The organism is Labrenzia sp. PHM005, from assembly GCF_006517275.1.
Classification (GTDB): domain Bacteria; phylum Pseudomonadota; class Alphaproteobacteria; order Rhizobiales; family Stappiaceae; genus Roseibium.
In genome coordinates this window covers 104819-126956 of the sequence record NZ_CP041191.1, presented here as the reverse complement: position 1 = coordinate 126956, position 22138 = coordinate 104819, and the positions used below count along the sequence as shown (strand labels likewise).

The 22138-nt window shown below is 55.0% G+C and carries 21 protein-coding genes; 18 read left to right on the top strand and 3 right to left on the bottom strand.

The window, feature by feature from the left end:
- Window positions 1–64 precede the first annotated feature (64 nt).
- The 17 genes from FJ695_RS00755 to FJ695_RS00675 all read left to right on the top strand — a co-directional run bounded on the left by FJ695_RS00755 (window position 65) and on the right by FJ695_RS00675 (window position 17829).
- Window positions 65–1066: a BMP family protein gene (locus FJ695_RS00755; protein WP_141183663.1), complete on the top strand. Its 1002-nt coding sequence runs from the start codon at window positions 65–67 to the stop codon at window positions 1064–1066.
- An 86-nt stretch (window positions 1067–1152) separates the two neighbouring features.
- Window positions 1153–2145 (top strand): BMP family protein, encoded by a 993-nt coding sequence (locus FJ695_RS00750; protein ID WP_141183662.1) that lies wholly within the window; start codon window positions 1153–1155, stop codon window positions 2143–2145.
- 67 nt (window positions 2146–2212) lie between these two features.
- Window positions 2213–3766, top strand: a complete 1554-nt coding sequence (locus FJ695_RS00745; RefSeq protein ID WP_141183661.1) for an ABC transporter ATP-binding protein — start codon at window positions 2213–2215, stop codon at window positions 3764–3766.
- Window positions 3763–4869 (top strand): ABC transporter permease, encoded by a 1107-nt coding sequence (locus FJ695_RS00740; protein WP_141183660.1) that lies wholly within the window; start codon window positions 3763–3765, stop codon window positions 4867–4869. The genes FJ695_RS00745 and FJ695_RS00740 overlap by 4 nt, the downstream gene beginning before the upstream one ends.
- A 2-nt stretch (window positions 4870–4871) precedes the next feature.
- Window positions 4872–5840 (top strand): ABC transporter permease, encoded by a 969-nt coding sequence (locus FJ695_RS00735; protein WP_141183659.1) that lies wholly within the window; start codon window positions 4872–4874, stop codon window positions 5838–5840.
- The gene (locus FJ695_RS00730; RefSeq protein WP_141183658.1) at window positions 5837–6235 is read left to right on the top strand and encodes a cytidine deaminase; all 399 of its coding nucleotides are present in this window, start codon (window positions 5837–5839) and stop codon (window positions 6233–6235) included. Before FJ695_RS00735 ends, FJ695_RS00730 begins: the two co-directional genes overlap by 4 nt.
- A gap of 5 nt (window positions 6236–6240) precedes the next feature.
- The gene (locus tag FJ695_RS00725; protein WP_141183657.1) at window positions 6241–7050 is read left to right on the top strand and encodes a purine-nucleoside phosphorylase; all 810 of its coding nucleotides are present in this window, start codon (window positions 6241–6243) and stop codon (window positions 7048–7050) included.
- The gene (gene deoC / locus FJ695_RS00720; protein WP_141183656.1) at window positions 7047–7823 is read left to right on the top strand and encodes a deoxyribose-phosphate aldolase; all 777 of its coding nucleotides are present in this window, start codon (window positions 7047–7049) and stop codon (window positions 7821–7823) included. Before FJ695_RS00725 ends, deoC begins: the two co-directional genes overlap by 4 nt.
- A gap of 2 nt (window positions 7824–7825) precedes the next feature.
- Window positions 7826–9142, top strand: a complete 1317-nt coding sequence (gene deoA, locus FJ695_RS00715) for a thymidine phosphorylase (RefSeq protein ID WP_141183655.1) — start codon at window positions 7826–7828, stop codon at window positions 9140–9142.
- A 74-nt stretch (window positions 9143–9216) separates the two neighbouring features.
- The gene (locus FJ695_RS00710; protein WP_141183654.1) at window positions 9217–10437 is read left to right on the top strand and encodes a phosphopentomutase; all 1221 of its coding nucleotides are present in this window, start codon (window positions 9217–9219) and stop codon (window positions 10435–10437) included.
- Between the two features lie 36 nt (window positions 10438–10473).
- Window positions 10474–11472, top strand: coding sequence for an adenosine deaminase (locus FJ695_RS00705; RefSeq protein WP_141183653.1), 999 nt, complete (start codon window positions 10474–10476; stop codon window positions 11470–11472).
- Between the two features lie 11 nt (window positions 11473–11483).
- The gene (locus FJ695_RS00700; protein WP_141183652.1) at window positions 11484–12737 is read left to right on the top strand and encodes a DUF1688 family protein; all 1254 of its coding nucleotides are present in this window, start codon (window positions 11484–11486) and stop codon (window positions 12735–12737) included.
- 67 nt (window positions 12738–12804) lie between these two features.
- Complete coding sequence (upp, locus tag FJ695_RS00695) at window positions 12805–13434, top strand: uracil phosphoribosyltransferase (RefSeq protein ID WP_141183651.1); 630 nt, start codon at window positions 12805–12807, stop codon at window positions 13432–13434.
- A 174-nt stretch (window positions 13435–13608) separates the two neighbouring features.
- Window positions 13609–14112 carry a TIGR02281 family clan AA aspartic protease gene (locus FJ695_RS00690; protein ID WP_141183650.1) on the top strand — a complete coding sequence of 168 codons (504 nt, stop codon included), beginning with the start codon at window positions 13609–13611 and terminating at the stop codon, window positions 14110–14112.
- 66 nt (window positions 14113–14178) lie between these two features.
- A complete protein-coding gene (locus FJ695_RS00685; protein WP_141183649.1) occupies window positions 14179–15678 on the top strand; it encodes a phosphomannomutase/phosphoglucomutase in 1500 nt (499 codons plus the stop codon).
- Window positions 15679–15750: 72 nt separating this feature from the next.
- Window positions 15751–16746 carry an aldose epimerase family protein gene (locus tag FJ695_RS00680; protein WP_141183648.1) on the top strand — a complete coding sequence of 332 codons (996 nt, stop codon included), beginning with the start codon at window positions 15751–15753 and terminating at the stop codon, window positions 16744–16746.
- Between the two features lie 54 nt (window positions 16747–16800).
- Window positions 16801–17829, top strand: a complete 1029-nt coding sequence (locus FJ695_RS00675; RefSeq protein ID WP_141183647.1) for a histone deacetylase family protein — start codon at window positions 16801–16803, stop codon at window positions 17827–17829.
- 39 nt (window positions 17830–17868) lie between these two features.
- Here FJ695_RS00675 and FJ695_RS00670 read toward each other — a convergent pair whose 3' ends face one another.
- Complete coding sequence (locus FJ695_RS00670) at window positions 17869–18489, bottom strand: HAD family phosphatase (protein WP_141183646.1); 621 nt, start codon at window positions 18487–18489, stop codon at window positions 17869–17871.
- 78 nt (window positions 18490–18567) lie between these two features.
- Between FJ695_RS00670 and FJ695_RS00665 the strand changes: the two genes are divergently transcribed.
- The gene (locus FJ695_RS00665; protein WP_209010859.1) at window positions 18568–19500 is read left to right on the top strand and encodes a PhnD/SsuA/transferrin family substrate-binding protein; all 933 of its coding nucleotides are present in this window, start codon (window positions 18568–18570) and stop codon (window positions 19498–19500) included.
- A 31-nt stretch (window positions 19501–19531) separates the two neighbouring features.
- On the opposite strand, the gene FJ695_RS00660 is transcribed toward FJ695_RS00665, so the two are convergent.
- The gene (locus tag FJ695_RS00660; RefSeq protein ID WP_141183645.1) at window positions 19532–20716 is read right to left on the bottom strand and encodes an acetate/propionate family kinase; all 1185 of its coding nucleotides are present in this window, start codon (window positions 20714–20716) and stop codon (window positions 19532–19534) included.
- A 2-nt stretch (window positions 20717–20718) separates the two neighbouring features.
- Complete coding sequence (locus FJ695_RS00655; protein WP_141183644.1) at window positions 20719–22131, bottom strand: bifunctional enoyl-CoA hydratase/phosphate acetyltransferase; 1413 nt, start codon at window positions 22129–22131, stop codon at window positions 20719–20721.
- Window positions 22132–22138 lie beyond the last annotated feature (7 nt).

The following is a 22138-nucleotide window of genomic DNA, read 5'->3' as shown; positions in this document are numbered from 1 at the left end:
CTGAGTCTCGAGGGGAAACGGGCCGGCAAAACGCAGGCCCCCGCACATGTCGGAGGACATATAAGTGAAAAAGTTTCTTACCATTGGAACGGCTTTGGCCGGTCTGGCTATTTCGGCAGTTGCAGCTTCTGCGGCAGACATCAAACCGGCAGTGCTCTATGATCTGGGTGGCCGTTTCGATAAGTCTTTCAATGAAGCCGCCTACACTGGCGCGGAGCAATTCAAGACTGACTACAACATTGAATACCGCGACTTTGAAATCCAGAACGACAGCCAGCGTGAGCAGGCTCTGCGGAACTTTGCCAAGCGCGGCATGAACCCGATCGTTGCGATCGGTTTCTCGCAGGCGAATGCGGTTGAGAAAGTTGCCAAGGAATTCCCGGACCTTCAGTTCGCCATCGTTGACATGGTTGTCGATCTGCCGAACGTTCGCTCCATTCTCTTTAAAGAACACGAAGGTTCCTACATTGTCGGCATGCTGGCTGCTATGGCATCGGAAGCTGACAAGGTCGGTTTTGTTGGCGGCATGGACATCCCGCTGATCCGCCGTTTTGCTTGTGGTTACAAGCAGGGCGTCCTGGCTGCTGCACCCAACGCAGAAGTTTTCGAAAACATGACCGGTACTACCGGCGCTGCATGGAACGACCCGGTTAAGGGTGGCGAACTTGCGAAATCTCAGTTCGATCGCGGTGCAGACGTTGTTTACCACGCTGCGGGCGGCACCGGCATTGGTGTACTCCAAGCTGCAGCTGACGCTGGCAAACTCGGCATCGGCGTGGACAGCAACCAGAACGGTCTGCATCCGGGGTCCGTTTTGACCTCCATGCTCAAGCGCGTCGACATTGCTGTTTATCAGGCGTTTGAAGATGCTTCCAACGATGCCTGGTCTTCTGGCTTTGAGGTTCTTGGCCTGAAAGAGGGCGGCGTTGATTGGGCGCTCGACGACAACAATGCCGAACTCATCAATGATGAGATGAAAGCGGCAGTTGAGCAGGCATCCGCTAAGATCAAATCCGGCGAAATCGTGGTTCACGATTACATGTCCGATCAGAAGTGCCCATCTTAATTAGATAGTCAATCGGGCCTCGCGCGTGGTTTCGCGCGGGGTCTACTTTGCTTGAATTTCTCCCGGATAATACTAGCGGGGATCTCATGATCCGTTTTCGTTCAGGACTATTGGCGGCAGTGGTCGGCTGCCTGACGGTTTTACCGGCACAGGCAGATCCGGCAATCGTCTATTCTGTTGGCGGCAAGTTTGATGGCTCTTTTAATGAAAGCGCCTATACCGGGGTGTCGCGCTATGCCAGCGAAACCGGTCAAACAGTGCGTGAGTTTGAGCTGGAGCGCGATGCGCAGAGCCTTCAGGCCTTGCGCAATTTCGCCAGCCGTGGACATGCACCTGTTGTTGCCATTGGTTTTAACCAGGCAAATGCGCTTGGCCAAGTGGCTCAAGACTTTCCTGAAACGGATTTTGCGATCGCCGATATGGTCGTCGACCAGCCCAATGTCCGGTCCTACGTGTTCAAGGAACATGAAGGCTCGTACATTGGCGGTTTGCTGGCTGCGATGGCATCCAAATCAGGCACAATTGGTTTTGTTGGCGGAATGGACATTCCGATCATCCAGCGGTTTTTGTGCGGCTACAAACAGGGCGCTCTGGCAGCCAATCCGCAAATCAAAGTTCTCTCCAATATGACCGGCGATACGCCAGCCGCCTTTGCCGATCCGGTGCGCGGGGCTGAACTGGCCCGCGGTCAGATCAACCAAGGTGCCGATGTCATCATTCAAGCTGCCGGCGGCACGGGCATTGGTGTTTTGCAGGCTGCGGCAGATGCGAACATTCTGGGTGTTGGAACTGACAGCAACCAAAATGGTCTGCACCCGGGAAAGGTGCTGACTTCCATCCGGAAGCGCGTCGATAATGCGGTCTATGACAGTTTTTCAGCTGCAAAAGACGGAAAGTTCGTGCCGGGCATCCAGGTTCTGGGTCTTAAGGAAGGCGGCATGGACTGGGTGCTGGACGACAACAACGAAGTCCTGATTACGGAAGATATGAAAACCGCGGCAGAAGCTGCGGTCCAAGCGATCTCAAATGGCGAGATCGAAGTCCATGATGTGGTGACGGGTGGACCTTGCCCTTTCTAAGGGCAGCCTGGACAACCAAACGGGGCACAACAATGACAAAAAACAATCGTCACGCCTGGGGGATGGCATGAGCGAAACACCGGCAATCGAACTGCGCAACATAAACAAGAGCTTTGGAGCGGTTCACGCCAACAAGGACATTGACCTTGTGGTGAAAAAAGGATCGATCCACGGTATTATCGGCGAAAACGGCGCCGGTAAGTCCACCTTGATGTCCATTTTGTACGGCTTCTATCAAGCTGACAGTGGCGACATTATTGTCAATGGCAACAAGGTCACGATCGCCGATTCAAAAGCCGCGATCGGTATGGGGATCGGGATGGTTCACCAGCACTTCATGCTGGTCGACAATTTCACGGTTTTGGAAAATGTCGTACTGGGTGCCGAAGACAGCGCGCTTCTGGCCGGTGGGCTGACCCGAGCCAGAACCGAACTTCAACGGCTGGAAATGGAATATGAACTGCGCGTCGATCCGGAGGCCATCACAGGTGAACTCCCGGTTGGTTTGCAGCAGCGTGTGGAAATTCTGAAGGCGCTTTACCGCAGTGCTGAGGTTTTAATCCTGGATGAACCGACAGGCGTGCTGACACCGGCCGAAGCCGATCACCTTTTTAAGATCCTCAATGTTCTGAAAAACGAAGGCAAAACGATCCTGCTGATCACGCACAAACTGCGTGAAATCATGGCGGCCACCGATGAAGTGTCTGTCATGCGCCGCGGTGAAATGGTCGCGACCCGGGAAACAAAAAACACCTCGATGGAAGAGCTGGCCGAACTGATGGTCGGCCGCAGTGTTTTGTTGCGCGTCGACAAGAAACCGGCCGAACCCGAAGCGCCAGTGCTTGAGGTGGAGAACCTCACGGTCACTGACAGCCGCGGTGTTGAAGTCGTTAAGGACGTGTCGTTCAAAGTGCACGCCGGGGAGATTGTCGGCGTTGCCGGCGTCTCGGGCAATGGCCAGTCGGAACTTCTGGAAACCCTGTCCGGCATCCGGAGGGCCACCCGGGGCACGATCAAGATCAATGGAGAGGTCATCGACTTGGCGGCGAGTGCGCCAGATGCGGCGGATATGCGGGCCAAGAACATGGGCCATGTTCCGGAAGACCGGCATCGCATGGGCTTGATCAACAGTTTTGCCGAATACGAGAATTCTATTCTCGGTTATCACCGCGATCCAGCCTATTCCAAAGGCATGTTGCTGGATCTGGCGGAGATCAAGAAAGCTGCGGTCAACGAGATCGAGAAGTACGACATCCGTCCACCCAACCCGATGTTGAAGACAGCCAATTTCTCAGGCGGCAACCAGCAAAAAATCGTCCTGGCCCGTGAGATTGAACGCGATCCTGAGGTTCTCCTGGTGGGGCAGCCGACCCGCGGCGTCGACATCGGTGCAATCGAGTTCATTCATAAGCGTTTGATTGAACTGCGAGATGCCGGCAAAGGCATTCTGCTCGTGTCCGTAGAACTCGATGAAATCCGAGGCATGTCCGACCGTGTTCTGGTGATGTTCGATGGCAGGATCGTCGGAGAACGTGGCGCCAACGCGGAAGAAAGTGACCTTGGTCTGCTCATGGCCGGGATTGAAGACAATAAGACCACCGGTCAAGGAGGCATCCAATGAGTGGGGGGCAGCTGCCACGTTGGGTCGATTACGGCCTGATTCCATTTCTCAATCTAGCCGCCGCCTTTTTGGTGTCCGGTCTCGTCGTGATCCTGATTGGCGAGAACCCGCTGGATGCGGTGAAGATCCTTGTCTGGGGCTCACTCGGATACACTGAAGGGTTTGGATATACGCTCTTTTACGCGACCAACTTCATTTTCACCGGACTGGCTGTGGCCGTCGCGTTCCACGCCGGGCTGTTCAACATCGGTGGTGAAGGCCAGGCCTATATTGGCGGTCTCGGTGTTGCCTTTGCGTGCCTTGCCTTGGACCAATATGTACCTTGGTATGTGACGCTGCCCTTTGCGATCCTCGGATCTGCTGCGATGGGCGCTGCCTGGGCGTTTATTCCGGCATGGCTGCAAGCGACCCGTGGCAGCCACGTGGTGATCACCACCATCATGTTCAACTTCATCGCTTCGTCGTTGATGGTCTATCTGTTGAACGGTTTCTTGAAGAAACCAGGATCCATGCAGAATGAGACACGCACATTCGAAGATGGCGGACGGCTGCCGTTCTTGAACGATCTGTTCCCGTCTTTCGGTTTTGGTTATGCGCCGGTGAACTTGTCTCTGTTTGTGGCGCTGGGGGCTTGTGTTCTGGTTTGGTTGTTGATCTGGCGGACCAAACTTGGTTTTGAGATCCGGTCATTTGGCGCCAACGCGACCGCTGCCGTCTATGCCGGGATTTCACCCGTTCGCACGATTGTCATCACGATGCTGATTTCGGGTGGCCTCGCTGGGATGATGGCTATCAATGAAATCATGGGATCTCAGCACCGGCTGCTGATCGACTTTGTCACCGGTTACGGTTTTGTCGGCATCGCGGTTGCATTGATGGGACGGGCTCATCCGGTAGGTATTGTGCTGGCTTCGATCCTGTTCGGCATGCTCTATCAGGGCGGCGCTGAACTCTCCTTTGAAATGCCGAACATCACCCGCGACATGATCATCGTGATCCAGGGTCTGGTGATCCTCTTTGCCGGTGCACTTGAACATATGTTCCGGCCGGCGATTGCCAGCTTCTTCATGCCCTCCCGGGCCAAAACGGCGAAGGAGGCTTGATCATGTTTGAGACTTTAATCCTGACGCTCGATTCCACCGTCCGCCTGTCCACACCGTTGCTGTTGGCCTGTCTGGCGGGGCTGTACTCCGAACGGTCCGGCATTGTTGACATTGGCCTTGAAGGCAAAATGCTTGGCGCTGCTTTTGGTGCTGGTGCGGTGGCCTACATCACAGGAAATGCCTGGATTGGTATGCTGGCCGGGATCGGCGTATCGATCGGCTTGGCGCTGATCCATGGCTTTGCATCAATCACCAACCGCGGCAACCAGATCGTTTCTGGTGTGGCGATCAACTTTCTTGCAGCTGGTTTGACGGCACTGCTCGGCCAAACCTGGTTCAGGCAAGGGGGGCGAACACCTTCGCTACCAGATGGCGGCCGGTTCCGCGATGTTGTCTGGCCTGGTGCTGAGCAGATGCGGGACACGCCTATCATCGGCCCGATCTATTCCGAACTTTTATCCGGCCACAACATCCTGGTTTATGCCGCTTTCATCGCCGTTCCGGTCACCTGGTGGATATTATTCCGCACGCGCTTCGGTTTGCGCCTGCGCGCTGTTGGTGAAAACCCAGCTGCGGTGGATACGGCAGGGATTTCGGTCACCTGGCTGCGTTACCGGGCGGTCATCGCTTGCGGGATCCTGTGTGGTCTCGCGGGGAGCTATTTGTCGATCGCGCAATCGTCCGGCTTCATCAAGGATATGACCGCTGGTAAGGGCTTTATCGCTCTGGCCGCACTTATCTTTGCCAAATGGCGGCCGGCAAGTGCGATGTTTGCCTGCTTGCTGTTCGGTTTCCTGGATGCAACAGCGATCCGGATGCAAGGCCAGGAACTGCCGGGCATTGGTGAAATTCCGGTCCAGTTCTTCCAGGCGCTGCCTTACATCCTGACGGTCATTCTTCTGGCTGGATTTATTGGTAAAGCCATCCCGCCAAAAGCAGCCGGCATTCCTTACCTGAAGGAGCGGTCATGAGCGATCTGGATAGGCTTTTTGAAGCCGCCAAGGCGGTGCGTGAAAAGGCTTATGCCCCGTATTCCAATTTTCTAGTTGGGGCGGCCTTCCGCACTCCGGACGGCACCATCTTTACCGGGTGCAACGTTGAGAACGCGTCTTATCCAGTGAGTGTCTGTGCTGAAGGCGGTGCCGCCAGCGCGATGATAGCTGCTGGCTATCGGGAAATTGAAGAAGCGGTGGTCATTGGCGACGCCGCACTCTGCACACCGTGCGGCATGTGCCGCCAGCGGTTCGCGGAATTCGGAACAAAAAATCTTGTGGTCCATGTTGCGGACCTCAATGGCATTCGCCGCAGCTTTACCTTGGAAGAGTTGCTGCCGGCGGCATTTGAACTTGAAGACAAAAGGGACTGATCACTATGAGTGGTTATGGCCGTGAGTGTGCGGATATTGTCCGCGCCGCCCGTGAGGGTTCGTACAAAGTTGGCATGATCCTTGGCTCCGGACTTGGGTCCTTGGCAGAGGAAGTGGAGGATGCAGTTCGCGTCCCTTATGGCCATCTGACTGAATTTCCAGTGTCCACTGTAACCTCGCATTCCAGCGAATTGGTGGCTGGGACACTCGCTGGTGTTCCCGTCGTGATCCTGTCCGGACGGGCGCACTATTATGAAGGCGGTGATCCGACGGTAATGCGCACCCCGGTTGAGACCTTGAAGGAACTAGGTTGCGAGATCCTGCTGGCCACCAATGCCGCAGGCTCTTTGCGTGAAGACGTCGCTCCGGGCAATCCGATGCTGATTTCTGATCACATCAACTGGTCCGGAAAAAATCCGCTGATCGGTGAAGAAGACGAAAAGCGTTTTTTGGATATGAGCACCGCTTATGATCCGGAGTTGCGCGCGGTGATGAAAAAAGTCGCCGCAGGGACCGGTGATGCTGTCGCTGAAGGCGTCTACATGTGGTTCTCCGGCCCGTCTTTTGAGACACCGGCCGAGATTCGCATGGCCAAGATGGTTGGTGCCGATGCTGTTGGCATGTCGACGGTCCCGGAAGTCATCATGGCCCGGTTCCTCGGGATGCGTGTCGCCGCTATGTCGATCATTACCAACTACGGCGCCGGTATGCAGACACATGCCTTGTCTCACGATGAAACCAAGTCTGTGGCCCTCAAAGGCATGGAGCGGATGAAACAGCTCGTGCGCGCATTTGTGAAAGAGGTCGGACAATGACCGATATGATTGAAGTGGCCAAACGCGCATTGGGTCTGGTGGATCTCACCAACCTGAATGACGATTGCACAGCGGAAGACATAACCAAGCTGACCGGACGGACTGTGACACAACACGGCGCAGTCGCTGCTGTTTGCGTGTGGCCGCGTTTTGTAGCGCAAGCAGTTAAAGAGCTGGCTGGAACCGGCGTGAAAGTTGCGACGGTGGTCAACTTCCCGACCGGTGGTGAGGACAATGAGGCTGTCGTTGCTGAGACCCGGCAGGCGATCGCCGACGGCGCGGATGAGATCGATCTCGTCATGCCCTATAAAGCCTTTGTTGAAGGCCGAAAGGGGTTCGCCGAGGAACAGATCATCCAGGTAAAGGATGCCATTCCGGCACCTGCGATCCTGAAGGTCATTCTGGAAACGGGTGAGATCGAAGATCCGCTTTTAATTCACGCAGCGTCCAATGTTGCGATCGCCGCTGGTGCTGATTTCATCAAAACTTCGACAGGCAAGGTCGCTGTGAACGCGACTTTGGAAGCAGCAGAAATCATGCTCACCGCGATTGAAGAGGCGCGCCGGGACCATGCCGAGCGTGTGATCGGTTTCAAGCCAGCTGGCGGGATCAAGACGTCGGCAGATGCGGCTGCCTATCTCGCGCTTGCCGATAAGATCATGGGCCACAATTGGGTGGCGGCGTCCACCTTCCGCTTCGGTGCAAGTGGCCTGCTCGATGCTTTGATTGCGACGATAGAAGGCCAAGAAGCCTCTGCAAGTGAAGGGTACTGAGCATGCTTGCACAAGAACTCATTCGCACAAAACGCGATGGCGGTGCATTGAGCGCTGAGGAAATCGCTTTCTTCGTCAAGGGCCTTGCCGATGGATCCGTCAGCGAAGGGCAGGTCTCCGCGCTCGCCATGGCGGTCTTTTTCAAGGGACTGACCATAGACGAACGGGTTGCCCTGACGCTTGCCATGCGGGACAGCGGCGATGTGCTGGACTGGTCCGATATTGAAGCGCCTGTCCTCGACAAGCACTCTACGGGTGGTGTGGGCGACAATGTGTCGTTGATGTTGGCGCCCGCGCTTGCGGCCTGCGGTGCGGCTGTGCCGATGATTTCCGGACGTGGCCTTGGTCACACCGGCGGTACGCTCGATAAGTTTGATAGTATTCCAGGCTACCAAACCCAGCCGGACAACGCACTCTTCAAGAAAGTGGTCAAGGAAGTCGGCTGTGCAGTTATCGGCCAGACCGGCAATTTGGCCCCTGCCGACAAACGTTTTTACGGCATCCGGGACGTGACCGCGACGGTCGAAAGCATCGATCTGATCACGGCATCGATCCTGTCCAAAAAGCTGGCGGCCGGCCTTCAAGGCTTGGTTCTCGATGTGAAATGGGGAACCGGTGCTTTCATGGCGTCGCTGGAAGAAGCGCGCGGCCTTGCGGAAAGTCTGGTTCTGGTCGCCAATGGTGCCGGTTTGAAGACAACGGCGCTTCTGACGGACATGAACGAGCCGTTGGCATCAGCTGCCGGCAACGCGATCGAAATGCAGAACGCGGTCGATTTCCTAAAAGGCACCGCCGTCGACAACCGGCTGTGGGACATCACCGTCGCCCAAGGTGGTGAGCTGCTGGCCACCGGCAACCTTGCGCCATCCGCAGAAGCGGGCTGTGACATGATGCGGGCTGCATTTGAGAGCGGTCAAGCCGCTGAGAAATTCGCTCAGATGGTCCATGCCCTTGGCGGTCCGGCAGACTTTATGGACAAGAGCGAAGTCTATCTTGCCAAGGCGCCGGTTCAAGCTCCGATCTATGCCAGACATGAGGGCGTAGTGACCGGCATTGACGCCCGCGCTGTCGGGGTTGCCGTTGTCGAACTGGGCGGCGGCCGGAAGGTAGCGGCAGATGTCATCGACCCGTCCGTTGGTCTGGTAGAGCTCGCAGGCATTGGCAATTCGGTGGATGCAGATGCTCCGCTGGCGATTGTTCATGCAAAGAGTGAAGCAGATGCAGAGCAAGCTGCAATTGCGGTGCGCAATGCCTACACAGTTGGCGCAGCTGCCGATGTGATTGACCGGCCGTGTGTCGTGGAGCGCATCGCGCCCTGATCGCGGCCCGGCCGAGGAAAAATCCCGGCCATCTCCGGCGCAAGCTGCCGGCAACAAAAAATGAGGAGATGCTCATGCCCCGTGCGATCTTGTGCGTGCTGGACAGTTTCGGGATTGGCGGCGCAGCGGATGCGGACGCCTTTGGCGACGCGGGCTCCGACACGCTGGGCCACATTGCGCAGCATTGTGCCGCTGATAAAGGCGACCGCGAGGATCTTCGATCCGGGCTTCTGTCGGTTCCAAACATGGACCGGCTGGGTCTTGGTGCGGCCGGTCGTTTATCGACCGGTGAACACATTCCGGGCCTAACTTTTTCCGGTGAGCCGGAAGGTCTTTGGGGTTATGCCGCTGAAGTTTCCAACGGTAAGGATACCCCGTCTGGACATTGGGAAATTGCCGGTGTCCCGGTCCGGTTCGATTGGGGCTATTTCCCGGAAACCATCCCAACGTTTCCGGCTGACCTGATTGCCAAGGTTAGTGACAAGGCAGGCCTGAGCGGTGTTTTGGGTGACAAACATGCCTCGGGGACGGAAATCATTGCCGAACTCGGCGAAGAACATGTCAAAACCGGCAAGCCGATCTTTTATACCTCCGCGGATTCGGTCATTCAAATCGCCGCCCACGAACAGCATTTCGGGCTGGAGAACCTCTATAAGCTTTGTGAAATCACACGCGAATTTGCCGATCCTTACAATATCGGCCGGGTCATTGCCCGCCCATTCTTAGGCGAAAACGCCGATACGTTTGAGCGTACGGCAAACCGCAGGGATTATTCCGTCCTCCCGCCAGAACCGACCCTTCTCGACAGGTTGACGGCGGAAGGCCGGACCGTTTACGGGATTGGTAAGATCTCTGATATTTTTGCCCATCAAGGGGTTGCCAAAGTCTTGAAAGGCGCGGGTAACGATCAGCTTTTCGACAAAACATTGGAAGCGATGGATTTGGCGGAAGATGGGGATCTTATCTTTGCCAACTTCATCGATTTCGACTCGCTCTATGGCCACCGGCGCGACGTTCCTGGTTATGCGGCCGCTCTTGAACACTTTGACCGGCGTTTGCCTGAGATGATCGACAAAATGCGGGATGGTGATCTATTGATCTTAACTGCTGACCATGGCTGCGATCCAACGTGGCCAGGAACGGATCACACGCGGGAACATGTTCCGGTGATCGCAACCGGGCCAGGGATCGCAGGCAAAAAAATCGGCGGACGCAATACCTATGCCGATATAGGCGAAAGCGTTGCAGATCACCTCGGTATTGCTCTGGGGCCGCACGGAACCAGTTTTCTGTAACGGCAAAGACGAAGGACGAAAGTGGCAGGACCAGCTATGAACGAGACCGTCGGCGTTCCCAAGGCCGAACTGCATTGTCACATTGAGGGCGCCGCACCGCCGCGTCTCGTTCTGCAGTTTGCAGATCAGCACGGAGTTGATGTCTCGGAGATCATCGACGGTAATGGGCAATATGTCTGGTCCGATTTCACGACCTTCTTGAAGGCCTATGACGTTGCCAGTTCGGTCTTCAAAACTCCGGCCGACTATTCGCTGCTTTCCGAAACTTATTTTCGCATGCTGGCAGCTGAAGGAGCGATTTATGGCGAGATTTTTATCTCTCCAGACCATGCGCAGGCCGCTGGCTTATCGTACCGGTCTTATGTCGAGGGCTTGGCGGCTGGGATAGAACGGGCCAAGACCGACACGGCCATTGAGGGGCGGATGATCGCCATTGGTGTACGCCACTTTGGTGCTGCGTCCGTGGAGCGGGTCGCAAAGGAAGTCATCGGAAATCCGCATCCGCTGGTAACTGGATTTGGTCTTGCTGGGGATGAGCGGTCCGGGCATCCGGCCAATTTCGCAAAAGCGTTCCGGATGGCCGAGGAAGCTGGACTTGGAACGACGGCTCATGCGGGCGAATTCGGCGGGCCGGAGAGCATCACCGCAGCCTTAGAGTTTTTGCGGGTCAAGCGGCTTGGTCACGGTGTCCGGGCCATTGAAGACAAAGATCTTGTCAAACGCCTTGCGGACGAGAAGATCGTGCTCGAGGTCTGTCCCGGGTCGAACACGGCGCTTGGCGTTTATACGGTCCTGCGGTTCCATCCGGTGAACATCCTGCGCCGGGAAGGCGTCAAGATAACCTTGAACTCTGATGATCCGCCGTTCTTTGGAACCACCTTGGGCAAAGAGTACTCTTCAGTGGCCGAGACGTTCAGCTGGACACTCGACGACCAGTTGGATGTAACCCGAACGGCGATCGATGCTGCCTTTTGTGACGAGACTACGAGGAATAGGCTGCTGGTTCGCCTCGACAGTGCAAAAAATGGCGGATAGATACACCGGCCATGACAACAAAAGCGCAAAATGACAACGGCCTTTTGGAGATCTTTAAGGCCGAATACGTTCGCAAACTCTCGAAAGAGTTTTTAAACCGCGCGGTACGCGGCGACCTCCAATATGTAACGGTTGATTCCAGCAAGCTGGATCAGGCCCTAATCAAAACCCTGGAGATCACCAAACAAACGTATCCCGACTTCCAGATCCCTCCCTACGGGGTCTGGCGCTTGTTTGAAGCTGGCGGTGTTGATCGCTGGAGTGCTCTGGCCTCTGCAAGAGAGTTCCAGACTGCCGATGAGTTGCTGACCGCAGCTTCCGACCTCGCGATTCTTGCAGTCTATATGGATGTTTCGACACCACCTGGCTGGTCCTATGAAGACACGATGGCCGGAACAGTTGCAACTGGCCGGCAAGCCACGGCGCTGGCCGCTATCAATATGTTCGCTGCAGGCTCGTTTTCTTCGGATCCTGTCGATCCGTTCCGGGTCGATGCCGATGCTTTGATCCGCCTGGAAACCGAAGAATTGGCATCAGGACTTCAATGGAATGCAGGACGAGATGCGGCGCTTCTGAAAAAATTACAGCGCCATCTCAAGCGCTTTGGCGAAGCTTTGGCTTTGCGCGCGGATTTGTTCGGTGAAGGGGAAACAACCCGGCCTGGAAACCTTCTCGTGAAACTTGGTAGCGAAGGTTGGGGATCGGTTGATGCGACTGCCATTCTCGATCGGTTGCTTCAAAGTCTTGCTCCTCTTTGGGAAGGCGGAGCGGCGAAAGGCGATGTGTCATTTGGTGACAGCTTTGAATTTAGCGGAGAAAGCGGACAGGATGGTCCTCGAACCATACCGTTCCATTTGACGGCGCAGGTGATGGTGTATTCGCTCGTCGAACCGCTGGCCTGGGCCGGATATGAAGTTGATGAGCTTGACACATTGACTGGTCCAGCAGACGCCGAACATGCAGCTTTGTTTGTGGAAGCGGGTGTTCTGAGGATCACGAGTGATGAGGCAGATCTGACCTCTGAACAGGCAAACGACCGGATGATTGAACTGCGTGCAATTACAGGTGCCTTGATCGATCAATTGGCTGATATGTTGCGCAAGGAACTGGAAGTCGAGGCCGAGCAATTGCCGTTGTCGTGTATCCTTGAAGGCGGAACAAACCGGGCCGGAGCAGAGATACTTCGGGAAAACGGAGCCTTGCGCGAAAAACTCGCAAAATTCCTGAACCCCAGCACTATTTTTTGGTTGCCGTTCGGGGCATAGGTCCCGAACAATAGAAATTCCTAAGACGGCCCTCAGTTTCAGGCGGCCCACATCAAGAGAGGCAGATATGTCCGGAGCAAATGTCATCAGCCATCCGCTGGTCCAGCACAAACTGACCATCATGCGCGACAAGGGGACATCCACCCAGGGGTTCCGCCGGTTGCTGCGCGAAATCTCGACCCTTCTGTGTTACGAAGTCACCCGGGACCTGCCGCTGGTTCGCCAGACAATTGAAACGCCACTTGCCGAAATGCAGGCACCGATGCTGGCCGGCAAAAAGCTGGTTTTTGCATCTGTGCTGCGCGCAGGAAATGGGCTGCTGGAAGGCATGCTGGAGCTGGTGCCGTCGGCCCGCGTTGCACACGTCGGCCTTTACCGGGATCCCGAAACGCTGCAGCCGGTCGAATATTACTTCAAAGCGCCGGAAGATCTGAACGAGCGGCTTGTAATTGTTGTAGATCCCATGCTGGCTACTGCCAATTCGGCGATTGCGGCCGTTCAGAAACTGAAAGAACGCGGCGCCAACAATATCCGGTTTCTGTGCTTGCTAGCAGCACCGGAAGGTGTTGCGAAATTTAATGAAATGCACCCGGATGTGCCGATCTATACAGCTGCTGTTGATGAGAAACTGAACGAAAAAGGCTACATCGTTCCTGGTCTCGGTGATGCCGGCGATCGGATGTACGGCACAAAATAAAGGCTTCGGACTTGGCCTTTGTGAACGCGGTGCCTTTGGTGCCGCGTTTTTTGTTTTGCTCATAAACCATTGAATCATTGTTCGAACCCGGAAATGGTTCAATTGGTCAGTGGTACTTTTACGGCCCGATAAGGAAGATTTGCTACGTAATCGGCATCGTCAGCCGGAGCGGCCATGTTTCGTTTTGTAATCATTTTGCTGGTTTTTGTGGGATTGGTACCGCTGGTTCCGCTGTTGCTGGACTATCAGGCAGACCAGACAAGTGGTTCGGCGGCCACGGTCCTGGAAACAGATGATGTCTCCGGCGCGAGACGACATCGCATTTCGGCAAATCGCAGCGGGCAATTTGTTGCCGATGTCCATTTAAACGGGCAGATGCATGAAATGCTGGTCGACACCGGCGCTTCGACAACCGTCCTTCCTTTGTCGGTCGCCGAGGATGTCGGCATCTTTCCGAAAAGAGAAGATTTCAAATACCGCGTGAGCACCGCAAACGGCGCGACCTATGGTGCGAGCGCCATCATAGACAGGCTTAAGATTGGCCGTATCAACCTTAGAAACATTGATGCGCTTGTTCTGCGGGATGAAAGCCTATCAACGCCGCTTCTGGGAATGACGGCGTTGAACGAACTGGATCGGTTTGACATTTCAAACGGCACCCTTGTACTCATCCAGTAAATTTGTCTTTGTTGTCACAAAGGCCTCCTATAAAGACCTTAGATGCGAAAGTTTTTCGAGGATTTTATGTTTCCAAAGCCGAAACCTGCTCTCACGCCGAACACCTATGAATATGAGACACTGCCGCTGGTGAAACCGACCGGGTTTCGCGAATATGACGCGCGTTGGCTCTTTGAAAAAGAAATCAACCTTATGGGTATGCAAGCACTCGGGATGGGGATTGGCACCCTGATCCATGAGCGTGGCGTGCGCCCTGACATTGTTGTTGGACATGATTTCCGCGGTTATTCGGCCTCTATCAAGATGGCTGTTGTGAATGGTCTCCTAGCGGCCGGAATTAACGTGCATGACATCGGACTTGCACTGTCGCCAATGGCTTATTTCGCGCAGTTTGCATTAGATGTACCGGCCGTCGCGATGGTCACAGCCTCACACAATGACAACGGCTGGACGGGCGTGAAGATGGGCATCGACCGGCCGCTCACGTTCGGTCCGGATGAAATGGGCCGGCTCAAGGACATTGTCCTGGATGCCACTTTCGATCTGAAAGGCGGCGGCAGCTACCGTTTTGTAGACGGGTTTGCCGATGTCTATTTCAAGGACCTGACGGAACGCGAGAAACTCAAGCGCCCGATCAAGGTTGTTGCGGCCTGTGGTAATGGCACCGCCGGTGCTTTTGCGCCGAAGATTCTGGAAGCACTGGGCGCGGAAGTCATTCCGCTTGATGCGGAGCTTGACCACACGTTCCCGCGTTACAACCCGAACCCGGAAGACATGAAGATGCTTCATGCCTTGCGCGACAAGGTGCTGGAAGTTGGCGCCGATGTCGGGCTTGGGTTTGACGGCGATGGAGACCGCTGCGGTGTTGTCGACAATGAGGGGGAAGAGATCTTTGCCGACAAGGTTGGGGTGATGCTGGCCCGGGATATCTCCGCGCTTCATCCGAACAGCCAATTTGTTGTCGACGTTAAATCGACAGGCCTCTTCAAGACAGATCCGGTTCTTCAGGCCAATGGCGCCAAGACCGATTACTTCAAAACCGGGCACTCCTACATCAAGCGCCGCGTTACCGATCTCAAAGCCATCGTTGGTTTTGAAAAGTCTGGCCACTATTTCTTCAACGCACCCATCGGTCGCGGTTATGACGATGGTCTGGTTTCGGCCATTGCCATTTTGGATATGCTGGATCGCAATCCAGATAAGACGATGGCTGATCTTCGCCGGGATCTACCGAAGACCTGGGGCTCGCCAACCATGGCGCCAAAATGCGCCGATGAAATCAAATACGACGTTGTCGACCGGGTTGTTAGCCGGTTTAAGGAAATGCATAGCGCTGGTGATCAGTTTGCCGGTCAGGCAATTTCGGACCTCATCACCGTGAACGGAGTCCGGGTTGTCAGCGAAGATGGAACCTGGGGCCTGGTACGGGCATCTTCCAACAAGCCTGAGCTTGTTGTTGTTGTCGAAAGCCCGGTTTCGGAAGCCCGTCTCCATGAAATGTTCAAATCGGTAGACGCGGTTTTGCGGGAAAACCCGGAAGTCGGCGAATACAATCAAACCCTTTAAAGTCTTGACCTCGCTTGATTAAGGCGGCGAAACTCTCGCCGCCTTTTTGGTTTTCTTCAGGAGATTTCATCCATGATCCAGGATTTTGGCACACTTCCAGATGGATCGCCTGTAGACGAAATCACGCTCAAAAAAGGCGGTTTGGAAGCATCAATCCTGAATTATGGAGCGATTGTCCGGGACCTGAAGGTCAATGGAAGATCGGTTGTACTTGGGTTTGAACGGCTGCAAGATTATCTAGACCATTCACCCTATTTTGGGGCTGTTGTTGGCCGCTGCGCGAACCGCATTGCCAATGGCAGGATGGTGCTCGGCGGACAAGAATATCAACTGGATCTAAACGACAGCGGTCATCATTTGCATGGCGGATCAGCTGGCTTTTCCAACCGCCTTTGGCAGATCGAACAAAGTGACAAGGCGAGCGTTCTGCTCAAGCTGATCTCCGAAGATGGCGATATGGGGTATCCGGGGACAGTCGAAGTACTGGTTCGCTACACTTTGACAGGATCTGGCGCTCTCCGGGTGAAAATGTCGGCCACGACGGACCAGCTGACCCCAGTCAACTTAACTCAGCACAGCTATTTCAATTTGGATGGCAGCGACACGATCCTCGATCACCAGCTGGAAATTGCCGCAGAAACCTATCTGCCGGTGAACACCGACCTTATTCCGATCGGAGAGGTCCGCAATGTTGCCTGGACACCCTACGACTTTCAAGATGGCCGCCGTCTTCGGCGGAAATCCGGAGAACAGGATGTCATCTACGATCACAATTTTTGCCTGGCAGGCGTACCGCGGGAAAAGGTTGAGTTCGCAGCGGCTTTGGAGGACGCAGCAGGTGATATGCGGATGGAAGTCTGGACGACAGAACCTGGGCTCCAGTTGTATGATGGCGGAAAGTTAGACGTCCCGGTTTCCGGATTGGCAGGCAGAGACTATGGTGCTCATGCGGGGGTGTGTCTGGAAACACAGCGCTGGCCGGACAGCGTCAACCACAAAGAGTTTACAGACGTCTTGTTACAGCCCTCGGAGAATTATAATCACGTTACGGAATTCCGTTTCTCGTAAGATCGGTTAGAGTATTCTCAAAGAACGGAAATTCATCAGGACTGGTGGCAAATTGTGAAGACGGTATTTTCATCTACCCAGCTTGCCCATGCGCCGAAACAGGAGATTTCTGATGGCAGTCTCCAGCCGGCGGTCGAAACCCCAAGCCGGGCGGAAATGGTCTTATCCGCTGTCAAAGAGCGCGGTGTCGGGGATGTAATTGAGCCGATGGAATTTCCGATCCGGCCGATTCACCGGGTGCACTCCCCTGAATATGTCTCCTTCCTTGAGACGTTTTGGTCCATGTGGACGGCAATTGGACGGACGTCGGAAGCATTTCCGTTTGTTTGGCCAATCCGAAGTCTGCGCCAAGACACTCAGGTGGAACATGTGGATGGGCTGTTGGGCCGGTATTCCATGGATGCTGGCACACCACTCGGCGAACACACTTTCCGGGCGGCGCACGCGTCTGCCGCCTCTGCACTAACAGCCGCAAAGCTCATCCAGGACGGAGAAAAGTCTGCCTTTGCTCTTTGCCGTCCGCCAGGACATCATGCCGGTCACGACTTTTTTGGCGGGTATTGCTTTTTCAACAACGCGGCGATCGCAGCCCAGTACTTGAGGGACTATGGTCTTCACCGGGTGGCGATCCTGGATGTCGATTATCATCATGGGAACGGCACTCAGGCGCTGTTCTATGACCGGCCCGACGTTCTATTCCTTTCCCTGCATGCAGACCCCAAACAGGAATATCCCTATTTCCTGGGATATGCAGATGAAACGGGCGAACATGCCGGAACCGGATTTACACGGAACTGGCCGCTGCCGCTCGGAACTGACTGGGACACCTATATCACTGCGCTGGATGAGGCTTGCCGGTGGCTACTGGTTTACAAACCGGAAGCCTTGATCGTGTCTTTGGGGTTGGATTGTTATGAAAACGATCCGATCTCGGGTTTTAAGTTCAAATCCGAAGATTACATTCGTCTTGGCCAAAGGCTTGCGCGGGTTGGGGTTCCAACAATATTCCTTTTGGAAGGCGGCTATGCAGTGGACGCACTTGGAACCAATTGTGTCAATGTTTTAGAGGGCTTCGCCGGTTAAGGCGAGAGCCCCTAAAACTAGCCAGCGAGCCCGGCAAACTTAACGCACGAGCAAGCCAAGGTCTGTCAGCTCCTTTTCAAGGATATGAGCGCTCGTGAAATGATGTCCGGCCATCCCGAGCGCCCGTGCGGCTGCAACATTCGCCAGGGAATCGTCGATAAAGATACAATTCGCGGGATCAAGTTTGTTCCGCTCAAACAGCACTTTATAGATTTGTGGATCTGGTTTGAGCAAACGTTCCTCGGCTGAGACTACGATGTCGAGAAAGCTGGATTTCAGAAATGAAAACCGATCTTGCGCTTCTACAAACTTTTCGGACGAGAAATTGGTTATTGCATAAAGCGGGACACCTTTCTCCTTCAGTTCAGCGAGCAAAGCTGGCGTTCCAGATACCTCGCCGGGCACCATGTCATGCCAGCGTTCGGAGTATGCGTGGATCAGCTCGACTTTGTCCGGATGTTGCGCTGACAGCAGCTCGATTGCTTCATCCCAGGACCGCCCCAGGTCTTGTTGCAAATTCCAATCCGGCGTGCAGACGGTGTCGAGGAATTTCTGCCGTTCTTCATTATCCGGTATAAGGTCGCAGTAGAGATATTCCGGATTCCATTCAATCAGGACATTTCCTATATCGAAGACGACGTGGGTAATTGATTGGCTCATGAGTTTTTCCGGCAAGGCTGGTTCGCAAACAGTATTGGTGCTGTTCAGGTGTCTATTCTACGTGGATATGTGACTGTGATGAAAAAGCTATTTTTGCTTTTGGTGTTGGTTGTGGGTTTCGTATTTCCTCAATCAGTCATAGCCGCGCAAGGTGGCCAAGTTCAACCCGATCGATTGCGTTTAGGCGTGGTGGTTGCCGCAGATGACACAGCGCGTGATCGGGTTGAACCTTTCCGCCAGGCGCTGGAGGACATTGCCGATCTTCCGGTAGATCTCTTTTTGATGCAGACCATGGCCGATGGAATTGAAGCACTGGCGTCCGGCAAGATCGATTACATCCGTTTGTCGCCATCTGGTTATGCGGCCACTTTTCAATTGTGTGAATGTGTTGAGCCTTTGGTGACTGCCGGGCCGGATGATTTTCCAGCACGATTTTACGCCATCATGATTGGCAGGCGCGGCGAAACGCCCGCAAATCTTGAGAATTTGCGGCATCAACGGCTTGCAGTCGGGGGCAAACATGCGGTGGCGGGATACCGGGTTCCTGTCGCAAATCTTGCAGCAGACGGCATTGATGTGCGGGAGTATTTTGACGCACTGGTGGAAGTTCGCAATCCGGTAGAAGGCATTCGTGCCATTCTAGATGGCCGGGTTCAGGCGTCCCTTGGTTGGTCATCCCTGGCCGGGGAAGCGAAAAACGGTTTCACGTCCGGAACTTTAAATGACTATTATTTGTCCGGTGGCAGCGGATTTGAAGATCTGGAAATCATCTGGCGGTCACCGCCAATCCCATACTCCGCACACACCATCCGCTCGGACTTGCCTGATGTGCTGAAGCGGACCGTACGTGCTGGGCTGATGGACCTTAGGCGCGAACAACCGGCAGCTTACCTTGCGATCGAACCAGATTTGCCGGGTGGTTTTGAGCCGGTTGGACACGCCGACTATCGTCCCGTGTTGAGAACTTATGAGATTCCATCTTCCGGAGGGGGCACTGCAGGCGTCCAATAATTGTTTGGCGGCCAAATGACGAGATTTCAAGTCAGGCCGGTGTCGTCTCAGCCGACAGCAACGCAGACGTATGCCGGCGGATCATTTCTTCTTCGTTTGTCGGGATCACCATCGCGGAGATCTTTGACTTTTCCGTTGAGATTCTCAGCGCTCCGGCTTCGTTCAGCTCTGGATCGATCTCGAAACCGAGCCATTCCTGACTGTCGCAAACCCGCCGGCGGATGAGCGCAGAGTTTTCGCCAATCCCACCTGTAAAGACAATCGTATCAATGCCTCCCAAAACGGCGGCCATAGCGCCCAACTCACGGCGGATGCGGAAGACATAATAGTCGATCGCTTCTCTTGCTCTTGGATCGTCACTCTGGGTGAGTGTGCGCATATCCTGACTGACACCGGACAACCCTTTCAAACCTGATTGTTTATAAAGAAGGTCTGAGACGTCATTCGGGCTCATGCCCTTTGTCGTGAGCAGATAGAGGACAACACCAGGGTCCAGCTGGCCGCACCGCGTGCCCATCGGTAGCCCATCAAGGGCCGTAAACCCCATCGTTGATCCGATGCTTTGCCCGCCGTGGATGGCGCACATGGACGCGCCATTTCCCAGATGCGCAACGATGACACGGCCACTATAGGCCGTCGGATCGTTCTGCTTCAGGTGCTCGCAGATGTATTCATAGGACAATCCATGAAACCCGTACCTGCGAACCCCTTCATCATAGAGTGAGCGGGGCAGGGCGAAGGTGTCGTTGACCCATGGATGTTTGCGGTGAAAAGCTGTGTCGAAACAAGCCGTTTGGATGGCTTCGGGAAAGGTCGCGCGTGCGGCTTCAATTCCTGCGAGATTGTGTGGCTGATGGAGCGGCGCCAGCGGTTCGAGTGCACGCAACTCGTCCATAATTTCGTCAGTGATCTTTAAAGGGAGATCGTGATCCGTGCCGCCATGGACCACCCGATGTCCGACCGCTGTGACCGGTCTTCCGCCAAGCTCTTCATCAATGACAGGCAATAACGCCTGAAGAGCAGTGTTGTGGGACCGCGCTTCGCTAGAGTTTAGTGCCCGATCAATTGTCTTTCCGGAAATTCGGGACAAAAGGTCGAGGCGCGGTTCGGCACCGAGCCCGGAAATTTGCCCTGCAATTTGTTCGGCCTCGTCCTGATACAGCGAAAACTTTATCGAAGACGATCCTGAGTTCAGGACCAGAATTACCGGTACCATGATCACTCCCCATCACGATCCAGAATGCCGACGGGGACCTCGTTGGTTTGCCAATGGGTGTAAAGGAGAGCCAGGGCGCAAGAGGCAAGGCGGGCCCGGCTGTCATCTGCCCGGCTGGTCAGCATGACTGGCACTTTAGCCCCAATAACCAGTCCTGCAGCTTCCGCGTGGGCAATGAAGGTCAGTTCCTTAGCCAGCATATTGCCGGACTCCAAATTGGGAACGATCAGGACTTCCGCGCGTCCGGCAACGAGGGATGTGATGCCCTTGGACCGGGCTGCCTGCACATCAATGGCGTTGTCCATGGCCAGCGGACCATCAACGATACCGCCCTTTATCTGACCCCGTTCTGCCATTTTCGAAAGTACTGCGGCATCCAGGCTCGATGGAATCGCAGGATTGACGGTTTCAATAGCCGACAATACGCCCACCCTTGGTGACTGAAGTCCAAGAGACCGGGCCGCATCGATGGCATTTTGGGTGATATCGACCTTGGTGTTCAGGTCCGGCGAGATATTTATCGCGGCATCCGAAATGAGAACCGGGGTTTTTCGGCCAGGGATGTCCATGACAAACACATGGCTAATCCGGCGTTTGGTTCTGAGGCCACCATCCTTTTTCACCACATGCTGCAGCAAATGGTCGGTATGAAGGTGACCTTTCATAACCGCTTTGACTGTTCCTTCGTGAACCATTTGAACGGCCCGGCCGGCCGCTTCCGATTCATCCTCAATGTCGATCAGTTCATACCCGGTCAGGTTCTCGTTTAACTCTTGAGCTGCACTTTCAATGCGGGATTTTGCGCCAATCAGGATCGGATGAATTAGGCCTTCCCGGGCCGCAACCAGCGCGCCTTCCAATGAATTTGGGTCATCAGGGGCCACCACAGCCGTTGTTAATGCCGGAAGGGACTTAGCCAACTCAATCATGCGGTTGAAGTGGCGGTGCCGCTGGACCAGAAGGGCCGGGATGTCGCTGGAATCAAACTCGATTGTTTCCGTTGGTGCGATGACTTCCGCCACGCCTTCAACCAGCCGCAAACCGTCCTGGCGCAGGACCGCCATATCCATGATCAGAATGTTGTCCGGTTTCTTTTCTGTGACGGTCACCCGGACTATCAGTTGGTCACCAACGGCCGCCCGTCCGAGGAACCGGAAGGACTGAGCTTTGTACATCGTACCCGGACCGGGAAGGATGTTGCCGAGAACCGCGGAGGCCAGTCCCCCGACCCACATGGCGGGCGCGACCGGTTTGTCGACTACGCCGTCGCCGGTCCAATCGGTATCGGGCAAATGGATCGGATTGCGGTTGCCGGATGCGTGCGCAAAGACGAGCAGATCATTGGAGGAACACTCCCGGACGATTTCCGCGGTGTCTCCAACCTTGATTTGGTCATAAGTCCGGTTCGTAGCCATTGGCCGC

What these genes read in the sequence shown, in the direction of transcription:
- FJ695_RS00685 (WP_141183649.1), top strand. Translation starts at nt 14,179, where the DNA reads ATGTTTCCAAAGCCGAAACCTGCTCTCACGCCGAACACCTATGAATAT.
- upp (WP_141183651.1), top strand. Translation starts at nt 12,805, where the DNA reads ATGTCCGGAGCAAATGTCATCAGCCATCCGCTGGTCCAGCACAAACTG.
- FJ695_RS00745 (WP_141183661.1), top strand. Translation starts at nt 2,213, where the DNA reads ATGAGCGAAACACCGGCAATCGAACTGCGCAACATAAACAAGAGCTTT.
- FJ695_RS00710 (WP_141183654.1), top strand. Translation starts at nt 9,217, where the DNA reads ATGCCCCGTGCGATCTTGTGCGTGCTGGACAGTTTCGGGATTGGCGGC.
- FJ695_RS00735 (WP_141183659.1), top strand. Translation starts at nt 4,872, where the DNA reads ATGTTTGAGACTTTAATCCTGACGCTCGATTCCACCGTCCGCCTGTCC.
- deoC (WP_141183656.1), top strand. Translation starts at nt 7,047, where the DNA reads ATGACCGATATGATTGAAGTGGCCAAACGCGCATTGGGTCTGGTGGAT.
- FJ695_RS00690 (WP_141183650.1), top strand. Translation starts at nt 13,609, where the DNA reads ATGTTTCGTTTTGTAATCATTTTGCTGGTTTTTGTGGGATTGGTACCG.
- FJ695_RS00730 (WP_141183658.1), top strand. Translation starts at nt 5,837, where the DNA reads ATGAGCGATCTGGATAGGCTTTTTGAAGCCGCCAAGGCGGTGCGTGAA.
- FJ695_RS00705 (WP_141183653.1), top strand. Translation starts at nt 10,474, where the DNA reads ATGAACGAGACCGTCGGCGTTCCCAAGGCCGAACTGCATTGTCACATT.
- FJ695_RS00680 (WP_141183648.1), top strand. Translation starts at nt 15,751, where the DNA reads ATGATCCAGGATTTTGGCACACTTCCAGATGGATCGCCTGTAGACGAA.
- FJ695_RS00655 (WP_141183644.1), bottom strand. Translation starts at nt 22,131, where the DNA reads ATGGCTACGAACCGGACTTATGACCAAATCAAGGTTGGAGACACCGCG.
- FJ695_RS00660 (WP_141183645.1), bottom strand. Translation starts at nt 20,716, where the DNA reads ATGGTACCGGTAATTCTGGTCCTGAACTCAGGATCGTCTTCGATAAAG.
- FJ695_RS00750 (WP_141183662.1), top strand. Translation starts at nt 1,153, where the DNA reads ATGATCCGTTTTCGTTCAGGACTATTGGCGGCAGTGGTCGGCTGCCTG.
- FJ695_RS00725 (WP_141183657.1), top strand. Translation starts at nt 6,241, where the DNA reads ATGAGTGGTTATGGCCGTGAGTGTGCGGATATTGTCCGCGCCGCCCGT.
- FJ695_RS00740 (WP_141183660.1), top strand. Translation starts at nt 3,763, where the DNA reads ATGAGTGGGGGGCAGCTGCCACGTTGGGTCGATTACGGCCTGATTCCA.
- FJ695_RS00670 (WP_141183646.1), bottom strand. Translation starts at nt 18,489, where the DNA reads ATGAGCCAATCAATTACCCACGTCGTCTTCGATATAGGAAATGTCCTG.
- FJ695_RS00700 (WP_141183652.1), top strand. Translation starts at nt 11,484, where the DNA reads ATGACAACAAAAGCGCAAAATGACAACGGCCTTTTGGAGATCTTTAAG.
- deoA (WP_141183655.1), top strand. Translation starts at nt 7,826, where the DNA reads ATGCTTGCACAAGAACTCATTCGCACAAAACGCGATGGCGGTGCATTG.
- FJ695_RS00665 (WP_209010859.1), top strand. Translation starts at nt 18,568, where the DNA reads ATGAAAAAGCTATTTTTGCTTTTGGTGTTGGTTGTGGGTTTCGTATTT.